Origin of the sequence: Streptomyces roseirectus, assembly GCF_014489635.1 — a bacterium.
Taxonomy (GTDB): Bacteria; Actinomycetota; Actinomycetes; order Streptomycetales; family Streptomycetaceae; genus Streptomyces; species Streptomyces roseirectus.
The window spans coordinates 690392-708402 of sequence record NZ_CP060828.1 but is presented as its reverse complement, the minus strand read 5'-3'; the positions used below and the strand labels follow the sequence as shown (position 1 = coordinate 708402).

Sequence of the window (18011 nt, the reverse complement as noted above, 5' to 3'; positions counted from 1 at the left end):
TCCGCCGATGACCCCAGCGAAGATCACAGCGGCCGCCTCCGGCACCTGGACCCTCGGTGACCTGCCGGTCAACCGCCTCGGCCTCGGCGCGATGCGGCTGACCGGCAACGGCACCGCCTTCCACTTCGGCACCCCCAGCGACCGCGACCGCGCGCTCGGCGTCCTGCGCACGGCCGTCGAACTCGGCGTCAACCACATCGACACCGCCGCCTTCTACTTCTCCGCCCTGCGCTCCGCGAACGAACTCATCAACACCGCGCTCGCCCCCTACGCCGACGACCTGGTCATCGCCGTCAAGGTCGGCCCGTTCCGCGACTGGACGGGGGAGTGGGGCACCTCGGCCCGCCCCGAGGACCTGCGCGGCCATGTCGAGGAGAACCTGCGGCAGTTGGGGCGCGACCACCTCGACCTCGTCTACCTGCGCCGGATGCGGCAGGACTCCATCGCCGAACACTTCGGCGCCCTCGCGGAGTTGAGGCAGGCCGGGCTCATCCGCCACCTCGGCGTCTCCGAGATCGAACCCCGCCACCTCGCCGAGGCCCAGGCCATCGCACCCGTCGTCAGCGTCCAGAACCGGTACGCCCTCGGCCGGTTCGACCCCCAGGGCGAGGAACTGCTGCGCCTGTGCGGCGAGTTCGGCATCGCCTTCGTGCCGTACTACGCGATCGCCGGCGACGCCGGAGCGGAGGGCGCCACCGCCCGACACGACGACGCCGTACGGGAGATCGCCGAGGCGCACGGCGTGGGCCCGGCGCAGGTGCGGCTGGCCTGGACGCTGGCCCAGGGGCCCCACGTCCTCGCCATCCCCGGCACCGGGAACCCCGACCACCTCGTCGAGAACGTCGCGGCGGGCGCGCTGCGGCTGAGCGAGGGAGAGCTGGCCCGACTTGAGGAGGCCCACCGTAAAGTAGCGGGGTGAATGGTGACTCCGTGACGCTGCGACCGGTCCGCGAGGACGACCTCCCGGTCCTGGAGGCGTTCCTGGTCGAACCCGAACTCGCGGGCCCGTTCCAGTGGTTCGGCTGGGCCGACCCCGCGCGGTTCCGCCGCCGCTGGGCCGAGGACGGCATGCTCACCCCCGACGGCGGCCACCTCACTGTCGCCGCCGGCGGGGCGCCCGTCGGGTTCGTCGCCTGGCACAAGACCGGCGTCACCCGCGCCGCGTACTACTGGAACATGGGCATCCAGCTCCTGCCCGACGTACGCGGACGGGGCATCGGCACCGAGGCCCAACGCCTCCTCGTCCGCTACCTGTTCGCCCACACCACCGCCCCACGCGTCGAGGCCGACACCGACATCGCCAACCTCGCCGAACAACGCGCCCTGGAAAAGCTCGGGTTCACCCGCGAGGGCGTCCTGCGCAGCGCCGCGTTCCGCGACGGCCACTGGCGCGACCTCGTCCGCTACGCGATCCTGCGCGACGACCCGCCGGCCTAGCTTTCTTCCAGCCACACCCCGTCCCGCATGAGGTGCCGGCGCGGCAGCTCCTTCACCTCGCACCACGCCTGCACCTCCAGCGGGCGGACGCGGAAGAACCCGTACGACCCGGCGTCCTGACGCGGGTCCCACCCCGTCTTGGCCTCGAACGCCCGCGCGGCGGACTCCGGGACCGCGTCCAGGGGGTAGGACTCGGCCTCGCCGTCCACGAGGACGACGTCGCGGGTGTCGCCGAGGGCGAGGCGGGCGCGTCCGCCGTCGCGCAGGTTGCGGCCGGTCGGGTTCGTGAAGCGGGTCGCCAGCCACAGGCAGTCGTCGTGCCACACGAACCAGAGGGCCACGAGACACGGCACGCCGTCCGGGCCCGCCGTGGCCACCCAGATGTCCGACTCGCTCTCCAGCCGGGCCAGTACGTCCCGCCTGCGCTGCTCGAAGTCCCTGACCGGGCCGGTGATCGTCATGGGCGGAACGTATCCGCGCGGGGGCCGTGCGCGCGTCGGCCATCGGACCTAGGTCCAGTGGTCCGAAGGGTCCGCTGGAGGTTCGTACCAGTGGTCTAAACAGAGGTTGGCATCCGCTGGGTTTTACGTATAACCTCATCCGCTAACCAGCCCAGCCGATCACCTCGGAAAGGCCCCGATGTCCCGCATCGCCCTGGTCACCCTCGTCGTCGACGACTACGACGAGGCGATCCGCCACTACACCGACGCCCTCGGCTTCCGCCTCGCCGAGGACGAGCCCCGCCCCGACGGTTCGCGGTGGGTCGTGGTGGAGCCCGGCGACGGCGGCACCGCCCTCCTGCTGGCCCGAGCCAAGGACGACGCCCAGTCCGCCCGCGTCGGCGACCAGACCGGCGGCCGGGTCGCCTTCTTCCTCCACACCGACGACTTCACCCGCGACCACACCCGCATGACCGCCGCCGGCGTCACCTTCCTGGAAGCCCCCCGCCACGAGCCCTACGGCTCGGTCGCCGTCTTCCAGGACCTCTACGGCAACCGCTGGGACCTCCTCCAGCCGAAGGGCTGACGAGGGCGAACCCGGCGGCGGGCCCCGACGGAGAGGCCGCCGCGGACGGCCGAACGGCCGGCCCTCGGCGCAGATCCGGACCGATGCCCACCGGGCAGGCAATTCCGGTCGGCGCCGACCTCGACGGCCGCTCCGCCGGCCGACCGGCCCCGGCGAGACCCGCTCGACGCGCCGGGGCCGACGGCCCCAGCGCCCTCCGTATCCGGTGCCCCCGCTCCGGCCGCCCCGCCCCACCCCTCGACCGATCCCGCACGGCGGGTGCCCCCGCACAGACCTCCCGCACCGCACCCCGACACCACCCCCTCGACCGCAAGGAGCCCGCACCATGACGCCTACGCGCGTAGACGCCGATGTCATCCGCACCCTCCCCAAAGCCGTCCTGCACGACCACCTCGACGGCGGCCTGCGCCCCGCGACCCTCGTCGAGCTGGCCGCGGAGGTGGGCCACACCCTCCCCACCACCGACCCCGACCAGCTCGCCGCGTGGTTCTTCGAGGCCGCCAACTCCGGTGACCTGGTCCGTTACATCGCGACCTTCGACCACACGCTGGCCGTGCTCCAGACCCGTGAGGGCCTGCTGAGGGTCGCCGAGGAGTACGTCCTCGACCTGGCCGCCGACGGCGTGGTGTACGGCGAGGTCAGGTACGCCCCGGAGCTGAACACGCGCGGCGGGCTGACGATGCGGGAGGTCGTCGAGACCGTGCAGGAAGGGCTCGCGGCCGGCATGGCGAAGGCCGCCGCCGCGGGCACCCCGGTCCGCGTCGGCACCCTGCTGTGCGGCATGCGGATGTTCGACCGCGTCCGCGAGGCCGCCGAGATGGCCGTCGCCTACCGGGACGCGGGCGTCGTCGGCTTCGACATCGCCGGCGCCGAGGCGGGCTTCCCGGCCGCCGACCACGCCGAGGCGTTCGCGTACCTGCGCGGCGAGAACGTGCCGTTCACGATCCACGCGGGCGAGGCCGACGGCCTGTCCAGCATCCACCAGGCCCTCCAGACCTGCGGCGCCCAGCGCATCGGCCACGGCGTGCGCATCACGGACGACATCGCCGACCTCGCCGCCGGCAAGCTCGGCCGCCTCGCCGGCTGGGTCCGCGACCGGCGGATCGCCCTGGAGATGTGCCCCACCTCCAACCTCCAGACCGGCGCCGCCACCTCCATCGCCGAGCACCCGATCACCGCGCTCAAGGAACTCGGCTTCCGCGTCACCCTCAACACCGACAACCGCCTGGTCTCCGGCACGACGATGACGCGCGAGATGGCCCTGCTGGTCGAGCAGGCCGGCTGGAGCACCGCCGACCTGCGCGACGTCACCGTGAACGCCCTCAAGAGCGCGTTCATCCCGTTCGACGAGCGCGTCAGGCTGATCGAGGACGTCGTCCTGCCGGGCTACTCCTCCGCGCTCTGAATCAGCCCCCGCAGGTAGGCCGCCTGGCCGGCGTGTTCGAGGTCGTCCGCGAGCACGCTCACCAGGCGCACCCCGAGGCTGACCGGCGGGTCCCAGCGGATGTCGACGATCCGCTCCAGATCCTCCGCGCCCACCGTGACCAGCGCCTCCAGCGTCTGTTCGTGGACGGCGTCGTAGTACCCGGTCAGCAGGTTCGCCCCGGCCACCCGCACCTGCGCCACCTGCTCGGGCCCGTGCCCGTACCCGGTGTCGTGGGAGGGCAGGTCGAGGCCGAACAGCTTCTCCCACCCCTGCGCGTGCCACACCTGCTCCAGACCGAACGCGTCGGCGACATGGTCGTCCTGGACCCGCGTGAGATGCCAGATCAGCCAGGCCACCGAGTTGGCCTGGGGAGAGGGCCGGTGGTTGAGTCCGTCCGCGTCGAGGCCGGCGACCGCCGCGTGGACCTCTTCCCGGATGCGGCCGTACCCGTCGATGAGAATGTCCTTCGCATGCATACGACCACCATGCCCCGCGCGGGCCTCAGCCGCCCCCGGTTTCCAGCAACCCCATGAGGGCACGGGCCGCGGGACTGCGCGCCCCGTCCGGCGGCAGCAGCGCCACCGTCTCGTACCCCCGCTCCCCGGCGCCCTTCAGCGGCAGCGCGGTGAGCGCGGGCCGCTTGTGCCGGAAGTGCCTCGGGACGACGGCCACCCCCAGGTTCTCGTCGATCAGGTCGAGCAGGCTGTGCACGTCGTTGACCTCCAGGGCGACGGTCCGCCGCACCCCCGCCTCCGCGAACGCCGCGTCGGTCGCCCGGCGCGGCCCCCAGTCGGGGTGGAAGTCGACGAACACCTCGTCACCCACGTCCTCGCAGCTCAGTGCGGCGGCCGCGCCCGCAAGCCGGTGCTCGGGGTGGCACAGCACGTACATCGGCTCCACCGCCAGCGACACCGACCTGAGCTGGTCGGTGTCGTCCTGCGTCCGGTAGGCGAACGCGAGGTCGAGGCGCCCGGCCGCGACCTCCTCGGCGAGCACCGTCGAGCCGTGCTGGCGCAGCCGCACCTCGACGTCCGGATGGGTGCGCCGGAACGCCGCGAGCAGCCCCGGCGGGTGGACGCCCGCGATGCACTGCTCGGCGCCGACGGACAGCGTGCCGCGCAGCACGCCCTGCACGGCGGCCACCGCCTCGTGCGCCGACCTCACCTGCGCGAGGATGCGCTCGGCCTCCGTCAGCAGCGCCCGGCCCGCCTCCGTCAGCGTCACCCTGCGGGTCGTACGCACGAACAGCGGAGCGCGCAGTTCCCGCTCCAGGGCGCGGATCGACGCGGACAGGCCGGACTGGGACACCATGAGGCGTTCGGCGGCCCGGGTGAAGTGCTGGTCCTCGGCGACCGCGACGAAGTGCTGGAGGTGGCGCAGTTCCATGACTGAGAAGCGTAGTCGCTGAATTCCATCGGATTCTTCTGTTGGACCTCTCCCCGCAGGTCGGGAAAGGTGGGAAACGCTCGATTGCTGTGCCTCACCCCCTGATGGAGTCGCGTTGTCCTACACCGCACACCCCGACCGCTACGCGGACATGCCCTACCGCCGCTCCGGCCGCAGCGGCCTCAAGCTCCCGGCGCTGTCGCTCGGCCTGTGGCACAACTTCGGCCCGGACCGCTCGGTCGACACGCAGCGCTCGATCCTGCGCCGCGCCTTCGACCTCGGCATCACCCACTTCGACCTCGCCAACAACTACGGCCCGCCGCCCGGCGCCGCCGAGTCCGCGTTCGGCGAGTTCCTGAAGGCCGACTTCGCGCCCTACCGCGACGAGATGGTCATCTCGACCAAGGCCGGCTACCTGATGTGGCCCGGCCCGTACGGCGAGTGGGGATCCCGCAAGTACGTACTGTCGTCGCTGGACCAGTCCCTCAAGCGGATGGGCCTCGACTACGTCGACATCTTCTACTCGCACCGCCCCGACCCCGAGACCCCGCTCGAAGAGACCATGGGCGCGCTGCACTCGGCGGTCCAGCAGGGCAAGGCGCTGTACGTCGGCGTCTCCAACTACTCCGCCGAGCAGACCCGCGAGGCCGCCCGCATCCTCGGTGAGCTGGGCACCCCGCTGCTGATCCACCAGCCCCGGTACTCGATGCTCGACCGGCGCCCGGAGAGCGGCGGCCTGCTGGACGCGCTCGACGAGCTGGAGGTCGGCTCGATCGTCTTCTCCCCGCTGGAGCAGGGCGTCCTGTCCTCCCGCTACCTCGACGGCATCCCGGAGGGCTCCCGCGCGGCGAGCGACAGCCCGTTCCTGAACTCCGACGCCCTCACCGAGGACCTGGTCGCCAAGCTCCGCGCGCTGAACGAGATCGCGGCCGGACGCGGCCAGACCCTCGCCCAGCTCGCCCTCGCCTGGGTGCTGCGCGGCGGCCGGGTCACCTCCGCGCTGGTCGGCGCGAGCAGCGACCGGCAGATCGAGGACAGCGTCGGCGCGCTCGCCCACCTGGACTTCGAGGACGCGGAACTCGCGCAGATCGACAAGATCGTGAACGGTTGAAGCGTCCGGTCGGCGCTCCGCTCCCGCCTCGCGCGGCTGTGGCGCGGTGACCGCTGATCCACTTCCTCTGCCCGCCCGGCACTCTCTGTCACGAACCGGGCGGGCAGAGCCGTTCACACCCGCTCCGGGACGGCAACGATCCGGCCGTCCTGCTCCGGCGGGGCGGGACGCGATCCGGCCACGGTGCGCGGGGAGTCAGCCCCGGACAGTCACGGCGAAGCCCCTTCGGTGCCCCGCGCATTCCGGCCAAGCCGGGCGCCGAATATGCCAGGAGACTGGCCAAAAAGACATGGTGACAGTGTTTTAGAAGTGAACATACTCGTCGTGAGGGGTAGTTCACGCACAGGTACCACATGGGGGAGCGAGGGGACCCACCCGGCAGGCGAGCGACGGGGGAGAACGACGTGCACGACGAATTCCTGTGCCATGTCACCGCGTACGGTGTCTGCGACGGCCGCCGCATCGGCGTACCGCTCGGCACCTACCGCGCGCCGACCCTCGCGCTGGCCCTGTGGTGGCTGCGTGACCGGGCCTCCTGGATCGCCGAACGCCTCGATCCGCAGCCCGAGGGCGGCGCCGTCCCTCCCGGAGCCCTCGTCCCCGTCGCCCACACCGTCCCCGACGTCCCCGGCGCGCTGCGCGCCTGGTGCGCCGACATGGGCCAACAGGAGCTGGTGGCCGACGAGTTGGCGGTCGGCCGGCTGGTCCGGGTCGCCCTGAGCGACGACACCACCGAGTACGAACTCCTCGCGGAGTCGGTGGACGCGCTGCGGATGCAGCGGACGATCCCGGCGCTGGTGATGCCGGTCGGCTGAGGCGCCTCCGAGGGGCGCACGAATGGGCTGATCGTCAGAATTCGGGCATGGCGGAGCCGTCGGTCGTCCCGACCGCACCCGACCTCGTGCTGGAGACCGAGACGGGCGCGACCGTGCTGACCCCGGCCCACGCCTACCGCGTCGGCCGCGACCCCCTCAGCGATATCGTCCTCGACGACTCCCGCGTCTCCTGGCGCCACGCGGTCCTGCGCCCCGACGGCGACCACTGGAGGGTCGAGGACGAGCACAGCACCAACGGCACCTGCATCGAGGGCCACCGCGCCGACGCGGCGGACGTCGGCCCCGGCAGCGTCATCGGCTTCGGCAGCCCCGACGACGGCCCCCGCGCCCTGCCCGACGGCACCTTCGAGATCGCCGACCTCGGCCACTCCGCCTTCCTCCTCGCGGACGGCCGGCTCCAGGAGTAGGTCGACACCGGCGAGGTCTCCCTCGACGTCCAGGACCTCACCGTCACCGTCGACCAGGGCCGGCGCGTCCTGCTCGACCACGTCTCCTTCCCGGTCGGGGAGAAGTGGCTGCTCGCGGTCGTCGGGCCGAGCGGCGTCGGCGAGTCGACGCTGCTCGGCGCGCTCACCGGACAGCGCCCCGCCGACCACGGCACCGTCGGCTACGACGGCCGCGACCTCTACCGCGACCACGCCGAACTGCGCCGGCGCATCGGCCTCGTCCCGCAGGACGACATCCTCCACGTCCAGCTCACCGTCCGCGCCGCCCTCACCCACGCCGCCGAACTCCGCTTCCCCGAGGACACCGCGCGGGCCGAACGCCGCGCCCGCGTCGAGGAGGTCATCGGCGAACTCGGCCTCGACCAGCGCGCCGACCAGGCCGTGCACAGTCTTTCGGGAGGGCAGCGCAAGAGGGTGTCCGTCGCCCTGGAACTCCTGACGAAACCGTCCCTGCTCTTCCTCGACGAGCCGACCTCCGGACTCGCCCCCGGCGGGCGCACCGCCTACTACGGGCCGCCGGCCGACGCGCTCGGCTGCTTCGGCGCCGAGCAGTGGCCGGAGGTCTTCGAAGCCCTCGAACGCGACCGGGACTGGGCGGGCGAGTACCTGCTGTCGCCGCAGCACCGCCGGTACGTCCGCGACGCCACCGCCCAGCCCCGGCTGCCCCGGCGCGACCCGGTCGCCGTCCCGCCCACGCCCCGCCCGCGCGGCCGGCGGGCCCAGCTCTCCACCCTGGTCCGCCGCTACACCGCCGCCCTCTCAGGACCGGGAGGCCAGGGAGGGCGGGGAGGTCAGGGAGGTCAGGAGCGTGTCCCGGCCCCCGGGCTGGGGCGCCGTCGTCTTCTGGGCAGCGCCCCCGCGACGAACCCGGCCACGAACCCCCACAGTGCCGCGAGCCCCAGCCCCGGCCACCACCGGGGCCGCAGGTCCAGTGAGCCGCCGAGACCGCCGGCGAGGTCCCCGATGCCGAGGAGGGACAGACCGTAACGGGCCTCGGCGCGGCACAGGAGGAACACCGCGAGGACGGCGAGCGTCAGGCCGACCGCCAGGTGCAGCCCGTGCCGCCAGGCGGGGGTCCCCGCCGGTGAGCGCCGGACCATCACGCGGGCCGCCGCGAGCAGCAGCACCGCCTCCACCGCGAGCAGCCACCACACCCGCCCGTCGCGCGCGGCCAGCGCCCGCAGGTCGAGGGTGGACAGGTCCGGCGTCCGCATCACCTCGTCGAGCACCTGCGGCATCGGCAGCCCGAACGGCCCCTGCACGCGCCCCTCCCAACTCGCCCCGAGGCCGAGCGTCAGCGTCAGCCACATCAGGTTCGGCAGGCCCAGCAGCACCACGGCGACCGTCTCCGCGCGGTGCCCCCGGCCCACCGTCACCCCCAGCGCGGCGAGCGCCCCGAGGGCGACCCACGCCAGGAGCAGCACGAGGAGCGCGTGCGACACCGGCCGCACCGTCTCCCGCGCCCGCAGCAGCCGCCCCGGCAGCGGCGCGCCGGGCGACACCAGCAGCGCGAGCAGCAGGACGCCCGCCAGCCACACCAGGCCGACGGCCAGGGTGAGCGGCACGTCGGTGGTGAACCCAACCTCCGGGTCGACGCCGAACAGGTCCGCGAGGTCGCCCAGCGTCCCCTGGCCCAGGGAGATCCGGAACGTGTGCCGCGCGGCGAGCGCCAGCCCCAGCAGGGCCAGCAGCCAGACGGCCGCGAGCCGCGCCGCCCACCCCGCCGGCTCCACCGCCCCGGCCACCGCGCGGCGGCGCAGCGGACGCAGGAACCCCGCGCCGGTCACCAGCGCCCCGGCCAGCGTCACCGACAGCGGGACCACGCTCATCCCGGCCCCGCCGCCCGCCAGGGCCCCCGCCGTGCCGGACAGCTCCACCGTCCCGCCGACCGCCGTCACCACCGTCGCCGCGACCACGCTCGGGAACGCGCCGTCAGGCAGCTCCCCGGCCCCCGCCAGCAGCAGCCCCAGCCCCGCCACGAGCCCCATCGTGAGCACCCCGGCCAGCACGGCGGCCAGGGCCTGCGGCCAGCCGTGCCGGGCGGGTACGGAATCGATCATGCCGTCACGCTAGGCAGGCCCGTCGGGGAGCGCCTGCCGGGTGCGCCGTCGGTGTCGGCTTGCGGGGGACACCCGAATGGAGCACACAATGGGGAGGTTTGCTGACAAAACGACCCCACTTCAGGAGGGTGCGTGAGCGTCGAACCGCCGTCCTCGGGACCGCCCCCGGGCGAACCGCGCCGGCCCTGGTGGAGATCCGCGCCCCGGATCGCCCTCGCCACGACCACCGCCGTCGCCGTCACCGCCGTCGCCCTGCTCCTCACCCGCTCCGGCGACTCCGGCAAGGACACCGGCGCGAGCGGCGGCGAGGTCTTCCTCCAGGCCGCCGCGCGACCGGGCCCCGACCCGTTCACCGAGTCGACGGCCGTCCACGGCACCGCCCCGCCCGCCACCACTCCCTCGCAGGCCCCCGACGGCGCCCTGCGCAGCGTCGACGGCGGCTCGGCCGGCCTCTACGGCGGCAGCAGGGACGTCGCCGCCTGCGACGTCGGGAAACAGATCCGCGTCCTCGCGGCGGCCCCCGCGAAGAACGCCGCGTTCGCCTCCGTCGCCGGCGTCCAGCCCTCCCAGGTGCCCTCCTACCTGCGCTCCCTCACCCCCGTCCAGCTCCGGGCCGACACCAGGGTCACCAACCACGGGTTCCGCGACGGCGCCGCGACCAGCTACCAGTCCGTCCTCCAGGCCGGTACGGCCGTCCTCGTCGACGGCTACGGCGTCCCGCGCGTGCGCTGCGCCTGCGGCAACCCCCTCGGCCGGCCCCTCGCCCAGTCCGGCGCGCCCCGCGCGACCGGCGACGCCTGGCCCGGGTACCGGCCCGCGAACGTGGTCGTGGTCGCGCCGTCGATCACCGTCGTCAACGTGTTCGTCCTGTACGACCACGACGACCACGGCTGGATCGCCCGGCCCCGGGGCGACTCGGGCCACGGGGACCGGCCCACGACACCGCCGCCGAGCCCGAGCCCGAGCCCGACGCCCACGCCCACGCCCACTCCCTCTCCCTCCCCCTCTCCCTCTGCCTCGCCGAGCAGCAGCGCGACGCCGACGCCCTCGCCCCCGCCGAGCCCGAGCACCAGTCCGAGCTCCAGCTCCGGTGACAGCACCTCCCCGTCCCCCTCGCCTTCCGAGCCGGCGCCGAGCCCGTTCCCGTCCCCCTCCCCGGCCGACTCGCCCAGTACGGCGGCGGATTCGCCGGAGCCCTCGCCGCTCACCGGTACCCTCAGCCCGTCGGACCCCGTGTCCGCCGCTCCGTCCCCCGCTCCCGAGGAACCCCCGTCTTCCCCTGGTGTATGAGGGGACTGCTCGGCCCGGCACGGGGTACGAGCACAATGCAGCAGCGTCCGGCCAGTCCGGCCTCCGAGAGCGACGCACGAGAGAGAAGCACGACCGAGTATCTGGACGGGGCAGTGATACCGACTGGTTTCGACGTACCGGTGGAACCGCTACGGCGGGCCGCGCACTACACGGGTGACCCCGGTTGCATCGGAGAGGCCCGCACGTTCGCGGGGCGCTTCGTCGACCAGCTGAGAACCGAGTGGTGCGCGGTCATCGACGACCGGATCGTGAACGAGGTGATGCTCGTGGTGAGCGAGCTGGTCACGAACGCCGACCGGCACAGCAACGGCCCGTACATCCTGGAGCTGGAGGGCACCGACGCCTCGGTGACGGTCTGCGTGTACGACAGCAGCGACGCCCTCCCGCTGCGCTTCCCGCGCGACCCCGAGCGCGTCGGCTGTCACGGCCTGGAGATCGTCCACGCCCTCGCGGCCGAGGTCAGCGCCGAACGCGTCCCCGTGGGCAAACGCGTCCGGGCCGTCGTGCCGTTCGGGGTGAGCAGCCGACTGGGCGACCGGCTGAGCGGCTAGGCGAGCATGCCCTCCCGCAGGTGCGCGATGATGCGTTTGATCAGCCGCGAGACGTGCATCTGCGAGCAGCCCAGCTGGGTGCCGATCTCCGCCTGGGTGGCCTCCTCGACGAACCTGAGGTGCAGGATGCGCCGGTCGCGTTCGCTGAGCCCGGCCATCAGGGGGGCCAGCGTGTGGAAGTCCTCGACGAGCCGCATCGCGTGCTCCTCGACGCCGATGAAGTCGGCCAGGACCGCCTCGCCGTGCTCGGAGCCGTCGCCGGTGAGGGCCGCGTCCAGCGACGAGGACGTGTACCCGTTGGCGGCGATCTGCGCCTCGACGACCTCGTGGTCGGCGATGTTCATCAGCGTCGCCAGCTCCGCGACCGTCGGCTCCCTATCCAGGCGCCCGGCGAGTTCGTCGCGGGCCTTCGCCAGCTCGACCCGCAGCTCCTGGAGCCGGCGCGGCACGTGGACCGCCCAGGTGGTGTCCCGGAAGAACCGCTTGATCTCGCCGACGATGTACGGCAGCGCGAACGACGTGAACTCCACCTCGCGGTCGGGCTCGAACCGGTCGATCGCCTTGATCAGCCCGATCATCCCGGTCTGGACGATGTCCTCCATGTCGTCGCCGCGGCCCCGGAACCGGCCTGCCGCGAACCGGACCAGCGACATGTTCATCTCTATCAGCGTGTTGCGGGCGTACTGGTACGCGTGCGTGCCCTCCTCCAGCTCACCCAGCCGCCGGAAGAACTGCCGGGACAGTTCGCGCGCGTCACGCGGGGCCACGCTGCGGGGGTCGCTGACCCCGGGCAGCCCGGCGGACCCGGCCGTCCTCTCGACGGCCGGCGTTGTCTGCGAGCCGATCACGGCGGTGCGCATGCCCTCTCCCTCGCGCTTCATGGTGTGCCGGCCCCGGGGCGGGCGAACGCCACGAGGCCCACTCTCCGGGCGCCTACCCACAGGCACGCGGCGCATGCACCCCGGTTCACTCCAACGTGCGCCGGGCGGTGACGAGTTCGTGGAGATACCGTTTGGTGACCGTGCCCCCGTACCGGGTGTCGATCAGCTCCCGCAGCGCCGCCAGCAGCCCGGCGCGTGACGGCTCGTCGAGCGCGAGGTGGCCCGAGTAGGTGAGCAGGACCTCCAGATAGCCGTCGGCGGTGTACGTGACGTCCTGGACGAACCGGCGTACGGACACCGCCTCGTAGCGCGGGTCGCGCCCGAACTCCCCGGTGTCCGCGGCCACTTCGGAGGCGTCCTTGAGGAGCGGGCCCGGCGGGGTCGAGGGGTCCCAGTGTTCGTAGTGCGCCTGTGAGTCGTGGAAGAACTGAGTGGTGCCGCCCGCGACATGCTCGGTCACCACCACCGCGAGCAGCCCGCCAGGACGCAGCGCCGCCGCCGTCCGCGCCACCCGCGTCGCCGGGTCCAGCCAGTGGAACGCGGTCGCGCACGCCACCAGGTCGAACGCCCCCGCGGGCACCTCCCACGTGTCGAAGTCGGCGACGACAACTTCGGCGCGGGGCCGGTCCGCGAGGTTGCGCCGGGCGACGGCGGCGAGGGACGCGCCCAGCTCCACGGCGGTCAGCCGGCACCCCGTCGCCGCCAGCGGCACCGTCAACTGGCCGGTGCCCGGGGCGATTTCGAGGACACGGCTGCCCTCGCCGAGGCCGGCCGCCGTGACGATCGCGTCGACCAGGGCGGCGGGGTAGCGGGGGCGCACCCGGTCGTAGCGTTCGGCGACGGCGTCGAAGGTCTCGCGCAGCATGGGGGATCCGCCTTTCGGGAGGCTTGCGGGAAGGTCCCGGGACGTCCGGGAGTTCTCGGGAACTTCCCGGGACGAGGAGGCCGCAGTCTCCCGTCCCGACTCCCGCCCGCGCCTCCTCTTTTCCGCCCCGCCTTTTCCGCCCACGGCGGAACGCCGGGCCACGTCCCCAACCCCCCTTCTAGGCTGGGGCGGTGAGCAACCACGACGAGGCCCGAGTCATCCCCCTGGCCCCGCCCCGCGAGCCCCTGTGGCGGGACCTGGTCGGAGATGTCCTGCGGCGCGAACGCCAGGCGCAGGAACGCACGTTGAAGGACGTCGCCGAGGCGGCCCGGATCTCCATGCCCTACCTCTCCGAGGTCGAGCGGGGCCGCAAGGAAGCCTCCTCCGAGGTCCTGGCCGCCGCCGCCCACGCCCTCGGCCTGAGCCTCGGCGACCTCCTCTCCCGCACCCAGGACGAGCTGATCCGCGTCACCAGCCGCCGGACCCCCGCCCGGCGCCGCGCGACGACCTCCTCCTACCGCGACAACGGACTGTGCCTGGCCGCCTGAGCCTCAGAGCCTGCCTCAGCGGCGGCTGAGCACGTCGTCCGCGAGTCCGTACGCCACCGCCTCCCGGGCCGTGAACACCTTGTCGCGGTCCATGTCGGCGCGCAGGGTCGCGGTGTCGCGGCCGGTGTGGCGGGCCAGTACCTCCTCGACCTGGGAGCGGATGCGGACCATTTCCTTCGCCTGGAGGGCGAGGTCCGAGACCATGCCGCGCTGTCCGCCGCTCGCGGGCTGGCCCAGCAGCACCCGCGCGTGTTCCAGGACGAACCGGCGCCCCGGATCGCCGCCCGAGAGGAGGACCGCCGCCGTGGAGGCGGCCTGGCCGACGCAGAACGTCGAGATCGGCGCCCGGATGTACGACATCGTGTCGTAGATCGCCATCAGCGAGGTGAACGAGCCGCCGGGGGAGTTGATGTAGAGCGCGATCTCGTTCTCCGGCGACGCCGACTCCAGGTGCAGGAGCTGTGCGATCACCACGTTGGCGACGCCGTCGTCGATCTCCGTGCTGAGGAAGACGATCCGCTCCGACAGCAGCCGGCTGTAGATGTCGTAGGACCGCTCGCCCTGCGGGGTGCGCTCGACGACGTAGGGGATCGTGTAGCTGCCCATGGTCACAGTCCCATCCGTCGTTCCCGGGTCACCGGCCGCAGATCCGCGAGGGAGCTGACGATCCGGTCGACCATGCCGTACTCCAGGGCCTCCTCGGCGGTGAACCAGCGGTCGCGGTCGCCGTCCCTGGAGACCTCCTCCTGGGGCCGGCCGGTGCGTTCGGCCGTGAGGCGTTCGATGGTCCGCTTGGTGTGCTCCAGGTTCGCCGCCTGGATCTCGATGTCGGCGGTCGTCCCGCCGATCCCGGCGGACGGCTGGTGCATCATCACGCGGGCGTGCGGCAGCGCGTACCGCTTGCCGGGCGCGCCCACGGTCAGCAGGAACTGGCCCATGCTCGCGGCGAACCCCATGGCGAGAGTGGCCACGTCGTTGGGGATCAGCTGCATCGTGTCGTGGATGGCGAGGCCCGAATGGACCTCGCCGCCGGGGCTGTTGACGCACAGCACGATGTCCGCGCGCGGGTCCTCCGAGGCCAGCACGAGGAGCTGGGTGCAGATCCGCTGGGCGGACACCTCGTCGACCTGCGTCCCGAGGAACACCATGCGCTGCGCGAGGAGCTGGCTCGCGAGGTGGTCGTCGAAGCGCGTCGGCCGCGTGTCGCCGTCGGCGAGGGTGAGGGGTGGGGTCATCGCGTCTCCTTGGTCGGCGTCGATGACTCCACTCTCGGCCCGCGGCGGCGGTCGCCCGGGGTTTGTCTGCCCGCGGCAGAGCGGATCTGCCGTCAGCAGATCAGCGCACCTGCCGGAAGAACGCCCGGACGTCCGCGACCAGCAGCTCCGGCTCCTCCAGCGCCGGGAAGTGGCCGCCCCGCTCGTAGGGCGTCCAGCGGACGATGTGGTCGGTGCGCTCGGCCCGGTGGCGCAGCGCGATCTGGAGTTCCGCCGGGAACAGGGCGAGGGCGGTCGGCGCCGTCGACGGCTCGGTGGGCCGGGCGAAGCGGCCGGTCGTCGTGTGCGCCCGCTCGAAGTAGATGCGCGCCGCCGAGTGCGCCGTCGCGGTCAGCCAGTAGACCATCACGTTGGTCAGCAGCAGGTCGCGGTCGATCGCCTCCTCCGGAAGCTGCTCGCAGTCGGACCACTCGCGGAACTTCTCGATGATCCAGGCGAGTTGACCGACGGGCGAGTCCGTGAGGCCGTATCCGACGGTCTGCGGCCGGGTCGCGTTGAGCGCGGCGTACGCGGAGCCGTCGGCCGTCCACGCCGACCAGGCGCGCCAGGACAGCAGCGTCCGCTCCCGCTCGGCGGGGCTCAGCGCCGCCAGCTCCTCCTCGGTCGGCTCGGTCGTCGCCTGCGCGCCGGGCAGCAGGTTGAGGTGGACGCCGATGACCCGCTCGGGGTGCGCGCGGCCCAGCTCCCGGGAGATCCCGGCGCCCCAGTCGCCGCCCTGCGCGCCGAACCGCTCGTAGCCGAGGCGGGTCATCAGCTCGGCCCACGCGTCCGCGATCCGGCCCGCCTCCCAGCCGCCCTCGGTGGTCGGCCCCGAGAACCCGAACCCCGGGATGCTCGGCACGACGACGTGGAAGGCGTCGGCCGCGTCCCCGCCGTGCGCGACCGGGTCGGTGAGCGGCCCGACGACGTCCAGGAACTCCACGACCGACCCCGGCCAGCCGTGCGTGAGGATCAGCGGGGTCGCGCCGGGCTCGGGGGAGCGGATGTGCGCGAAGTGGACCCGGGCGCCGTCGATCGTGGTCGTGAACTGGGGCCACTCGTTCAGCCGGGCCTCGGCCGCGCGCCAGTCGTACCGGTGCCGCCAGTGGTGGGCCAGCTCCCGCAGATAGTCCACCGGCACCCCGTGCGACCAGCCCGAACCGGGCATCTGGTCCGGCCAGCGGGTGCGGTCGAGCCGGTCGTGGAGGTCGTCGAGGTCGGCCTGCGGTATGTCGATGCGGAACGGCTGGATCGTCATGATCACGATGCTAGTTCGCGGCGATCCGGCATCCCGGCGGGTTTTTACCCGGCGGAACGATGAGTTCTCGGCGCCGCTCCGGTCGACACACATGAACGCGTCGACCAGGACCTCAGGTCGACCGAGACCTTGGGGAGTGCCCATGACCACCGACGGATTCATCACCTGCCTCTGGTTCGACGACCAGGCGGAGGAGGCGGCCCACCACTACGCGTCCATCTTCAAGGACTCCAGCGTCGGCAAGGTCTCCCGCTACCCCGAGGGCGGCCCGCGCCCCGCAGGCAGCGTCCTGACCGTCGAGTTCACCGCGAACGGCCAGCGGTTCGTCGCCCTCAACGGCGGCCCCGAGTTCACCTTCAACGAGGCGATCTCCTTCCAGATCATGTGCGCGGACCAGGAGGAGGTCGACTACTACTGGGCCAAGCTCACCGAGGGCGGCGAGCCCGGCCCCTGTGGCTGGCTCAAGGACAAGTACGGGGTGTCCTGGCAGGTCGTCCCGACCCGGTTCATGGAGCTCTTCTTCGATCCCGACCAGGACAGGGCGGCCCGCGTCAACAAGGCGATGCTGGCCATGGGCAAGCTCGACATCGCGGCCCTGGAGAGGGCGGCCGAGGGCGAGTGAGTCCGGCGCGGGCGCGCGAAAAGCTCCGGCCGGGAAAGACCCGGCCGGAGCGTGTGCCCTACGGCGCTGCTCTGCGGCGCGCGGAGGGCTCAGACGCGGTCCGCGACGATCATCAGGTACTGGAAACTGCCGTTGCGGTAGGCCGTCAGGAACGTTTCCTCGATCCCGGTCACCAGGTGGTCGGCCTGGCTGCGCAGCTCCCAGTAGGGCAGCGCAGCCTGCGTCAGGTCCTCGACGTGGACCGGGACGAGCCGGTTGCGCGACATCGCCCGGAAGTACTCCGAGCGCGGGTGGATGTCACAGATGTAGTGCGCGTTGATCAGCGACACCTCACGCGACGCCCGCCCGTACGTGTCGTTGTAGCAGCCGGTGATCGTGACATAGCGCCCGCCCCGGCGCAGCAGCCGCGCGTGCTCCGCGAACAGCAGGTCCAGCTCGACGTACATCGTCGACTCGTTGTTCCACGACGCCGCGTACGCCCCGGTCTCGAAACCGGTGTCCAGCATGTTGCGGTGGTGGTACCTGACCTTGCCGTCGATCCCGCGCTTGCGGGCCTGCTCGTTGGCGAAGTCGGCCTGCTTGGTGGAGAGCGTCACACCGTCCGCGCCGCAGCCGTAGCGCAGGTGCGCGGTCACGCTGCCGCCGCCGCGCCCGCAGCCCGCGTCGAAGACCCGGTCCTCGGCGGTCAGCGGACCCAGCTTGGAGGCCAGCAGCTCCGCCTGGGCGTGCTCCAGTCGGTGCAGCTCGGCCGTCAGACGCTCACGGCGCAGCACGGCGTCCGGCTCGTCGAGGACGCTCCAGTCGGCCTCGCCGATGCCGTAGTGGTGGTGGTACAGGTCGTCGATCCGGCCCAGGTCGAGGTTGACCGGGTTCTCCTCGGCGTTCCAGTAGTCCGCGACGCGATTCTGGTACACGGACTGGGTCGGCACCGAGGCGAGGCCGGGTCGGGTGTCGTGGGCTGTGGTCAACGCTTGCTCCTCTGTCGTACGGGTCG

General features: G+C 72.8%; 20 protein-coding genes and 1 pseudogene. 11 read left to right on the top strand and 10 right to left on the bottom strand.

Annotated elements, in window-relative coordinates; all coding sequences use genetic code 11:
- Positions 1–7 precede the first annotated feature (7 nt).
- Both IAG44_RS02740 and IAG44_RS02735 read left to right on the top strand, forming a co-directional pair.
- Positions 8–919 carry an aldo/keto reductase gene (locus IAG44_RS02740; RefSeq protein WP_187745535.1) on the top strand — a complete coding sequence of 304 codons (912 nt, stop codon included), beginning with the start codon at positions 8–10 and terminating at the stop codon, positions 917–919.
- Positions 920–930: 11 nt separating this feature from the next.
- Positions 931–1437: a GNAT family N-acetyltransferase gene (locus IAG44_RS02735; protein ID WP_246561393.1), complete on the top strand. Its 507-nt coding sequence runs from the start codon at positions 931–933 to the stop codon at positions 1435–1437.
- On the opposite strand, the gene IAG44_RS02730 is transcribed toward IAG44_RS02735, so the two are convergent.
- On the bottom strand, positions 1434–1898 hold the full coding sequence (locus tag IAG44_RS02730) for a pyridoxamine 5'-phosphate oxidase family protein (protein ID WP_187745533.1): 465 nt from the start codon (positions 1896–1898) through the stop codon (positions 1434–1436). The two genes, IAG44_RS02735 and IAG44_RS02730, sit on opposite strands and share 4 nt — an antisense overlap.
- A 178-nt stretch (positions 1899–2076) precedes the next feature.
- Between IAG44_RS02730 and IAG44_RS02725 the strand changes: the two genes are divergently transcribed.
- Together IAG44_RS02725 and IAG44_RS02720 are read left to right on the top strand one after the other, a co-directional pair.
- On the top strand, positions 2077–2463 hold the full coding sequence (locus IAG44_RS02725) for a VOC family protein (RefSeq protein ID WP_187745532.1): 387 nt from the start codon (positions 2077–2079) through the stop codon (positions 2461–2463).
- Between the two features lie 325 nt (positions 2464–2788).
- Positions 2789–3868 carry an adenosine deaminase gene (locus IAG44_RS02720; RefSeq protein ID WP_187745531.1) on the top strand — a complete coding sequence of 360 codons (1080 nt, stop codon included), beginning with the start codon at positions 2789–2791 and terminating at the stop codon, positions 3866–3868.
- Here the strand turns inward: IAG44_RS02720 and IAG44_RS02715 are convergent.
- Together IAG44_RS02715 and IAG44_RS02710 are read right to left on the bottom strand one after the other, a co-directional pair.
- Positions 3850–4365: a mycothiol transferase gene (locus IAG44_RS02715; protein ID WP_187745530.1), complete on the bottom strand. Its 516-nt coding sequence runs from the start codon at positions 4363–4365 to the stop codon at positions 3850–3852. The genes IAG44_RS02720 and IAG44_RS02715 overlap by 19 nt on opposite strands.
- A 25-nt stretch (positions 4366–4390) precedes the next feature.
- Positions 4391–5275, bottom strand: a complete 885-nt coding sequence (locus IAG44_RS02710) for a LysR family transcriptional regulator (protein WP_187745529.1) — start codon at positions 5273–5275, stop codon at positions 4391–4393.
- A gap of 115 nt (positions 5276–5390) precedes the next feature.
- On the opposite strand from IAG44_RS02710, the gene mgrA reads away from it, so the two are divergent.
- The 3 genes and pseudogenes from mgrA to IAG44_RS02695 all read left to right on the top strand — a co-directional run.
- A complete protein-coding gene (mgrA, locus tag IAG44_RS02705) occupies positions 5391–6386 on the top strand; it encodes an L-glyceraldehyde 3-phosphate reductase (protein WP_187745528.1) in 996 nt (331 codons plus the stop codon).
- Positions 6387–6790: 404 nt separating this feature from the next.
- Positions 6791–7201 (top strand): hypothetical protein, encoded by a 411-nt coding sequence (locus IAG44_RS02700; protein WP_187745527.1) that lies wholly within the window; start codon positions 6791–6793, stop codon positions 7199–7201.
- 47 nt (positions 7202–7248) lie between these two features.
- A pseudogene (locus IAG44_RS02695) lies at positions 7249–8430 on the top strand (ATP-binding cassette domain-containing protein); the annotation flags it as partial.
- Between the two features lie 38 nt (positions 8431–8468).
- On the opposite strand, the gene IAG44_RS02690 reads toward IAG44_RS02695, so the two are convergent.
- A complete protein-coding gene (locus IAG44_RS02690) occupies positions 8469–9728 on the bottom strand; it encodes a streptophobe family protein (protein WP_187745526.1) in 1260 nt (419 codons plus the stop codon).
- 132 nt (positions 9729–9860) lie between these two features.
- On the opposite strand from IAG44_RS02690, the gene IAG44_RS02685 reads away from it, so the two are divergent.
- Both IAG44_RS02685 and IAG44_RS02680 read left to right on the top strand, forming a co-directional pair.
- Complete coding sequence (locus IAG44_RS02685) at positions 9861–11018, top strand: DUF6777 domain-containing protein (protein ID WP_187745525.1); 1158 nt, start codon at positions 9861–9863, stop codon at positions 11016–11018.
- Positions 11019–11053: 35 nt separating this feature from the next.
- Complete coding sequence (locus tag IAG44_RS02680; RefSeq protein WP_187745524.1) at positions 11054–11590, top strand: ATP-binding protein; 537 nt, start codon at positions 11054–11056, stop codon at positions 11588–11590.
- Here the strand turns inward: IAG44_RS02680 and IAG44_RS02675 are convergent.
- A complete protein-coding gene (locus IAG44_RS02675) occupies positions 11587–12450 on the bottom strand; it encodes a SigB/SigF/SigG family RNA polymerase sigma factor (protein WP_187745523.1) in 864 nt (287 codons plus the stop codon). The genes IAG44_RS02680 and IAG44_RS02675 overlap by 4 nt on opposite strands.
- Before the next feature lie 106 nt (positions 12451–12556).
- Positions 12557–13336 (bottom strand): class I SAM-dependent methyltransferase, encoded by a 780-nt coding sequence (locus IAG44_RS02670; RefSeq protein ID WP_187745522.1) that lies wholly within the window; start codon positions 13334–13336, stop codon positions 12557–12559.
- A 191-nt stretch (positions 13337–13527) separates the two neighbouring features.
- On the opposite strand from IAG44_RS02670, the gene IAG44_RS02665 reads away from it, so the two are divergent.
- Positions 13528–13884: a helix-turn-helix domain-containing protein gene (locus tag IAG44_RS02665; RefSeq protein ID WP_187745521.1), complete on the top strand. Its 357-nt coding sequence runs from the start codon at positions 13528–13530 to the stop codon at positions 13882–13884.
- 15 nt (positions 13885–13899) lie between these two features.
- Here the strand turns inward: IAG44_RS02665 and IAG44_RS02660 are convergent, their stop codons facing one another.
- The 3 genes from IAG44_RS02660 to IAG44_RS02650 all read right to left on the bottom strand — a co-directional run bounded on the left by IAG44_RS02660 (position 13900) and on the right by IAG44_RS02650 (position 16395).
- Positions 13900–14490, bottom strand: a complete 591-nt coding sequence (locus IAG44_RS02660; protein WP_187745520.1) for a ClpP family protease — start codon at positions 14488–14490, stop codon at positions 13900–13902.
- Positions 14491–14492: 2 nt separating this feature from the next.
- Positions 14493–15119: an ATP-dependent Clp protease proteolytic subunit gene (locus IAG44_RS02655; RefSeq protein WP_187745519.1), complete on the bottom strand. Its 627-nt coding sequence runs from the start codon at positions 15117–15119 to the stop codon at positions 14493–14495.
- Positions 15120–15219: 100 nt separating this feature from the next.
- Positions 15220–16395: an epoxide hydrolase family protein gene (locus IAG44_RS02650; RefSeq protein WP_187745518.1), complete on the bottom strand. Its 1176-nt coding sequence runs from the start codon at positions 16393–16395 to the stop codon at positions 15220–15222.
- A 142-nt stretch (positions 16396–16537) separates the two neighbouring features.
- Here IAG44_RS02650 and IAG44_RS02645 point away from each other — a divergent pair, with 142 nt between their 5' ends.
- Entirely contained in the window at positions 16538–17017 is a 480-nt protein-coding gene (locus IAG44_RS02645) for a VOC family protein (protein WP_187745517.1), read from the top strand.
- 89 nt (positions 17018–17106) lie between these two features.
- Here IAG44_RS02645 and IAG44_RS02640 read toward each other — a convergent pair whose 3' ends face one another.
- Positions 17107–17985: a geranyl diphosphate 2-C-methyltransferase gene (locus IAG44_RS02640; RefSeq protein WP_187745516.1), complete on the bottom strand. Its 879-nt coding sequence runs from the start codon at positions 17983–17985 to the stop codon at positions 17107–17109.
- Positions 17986–18011: the final 26 nt, after the last annotated feature.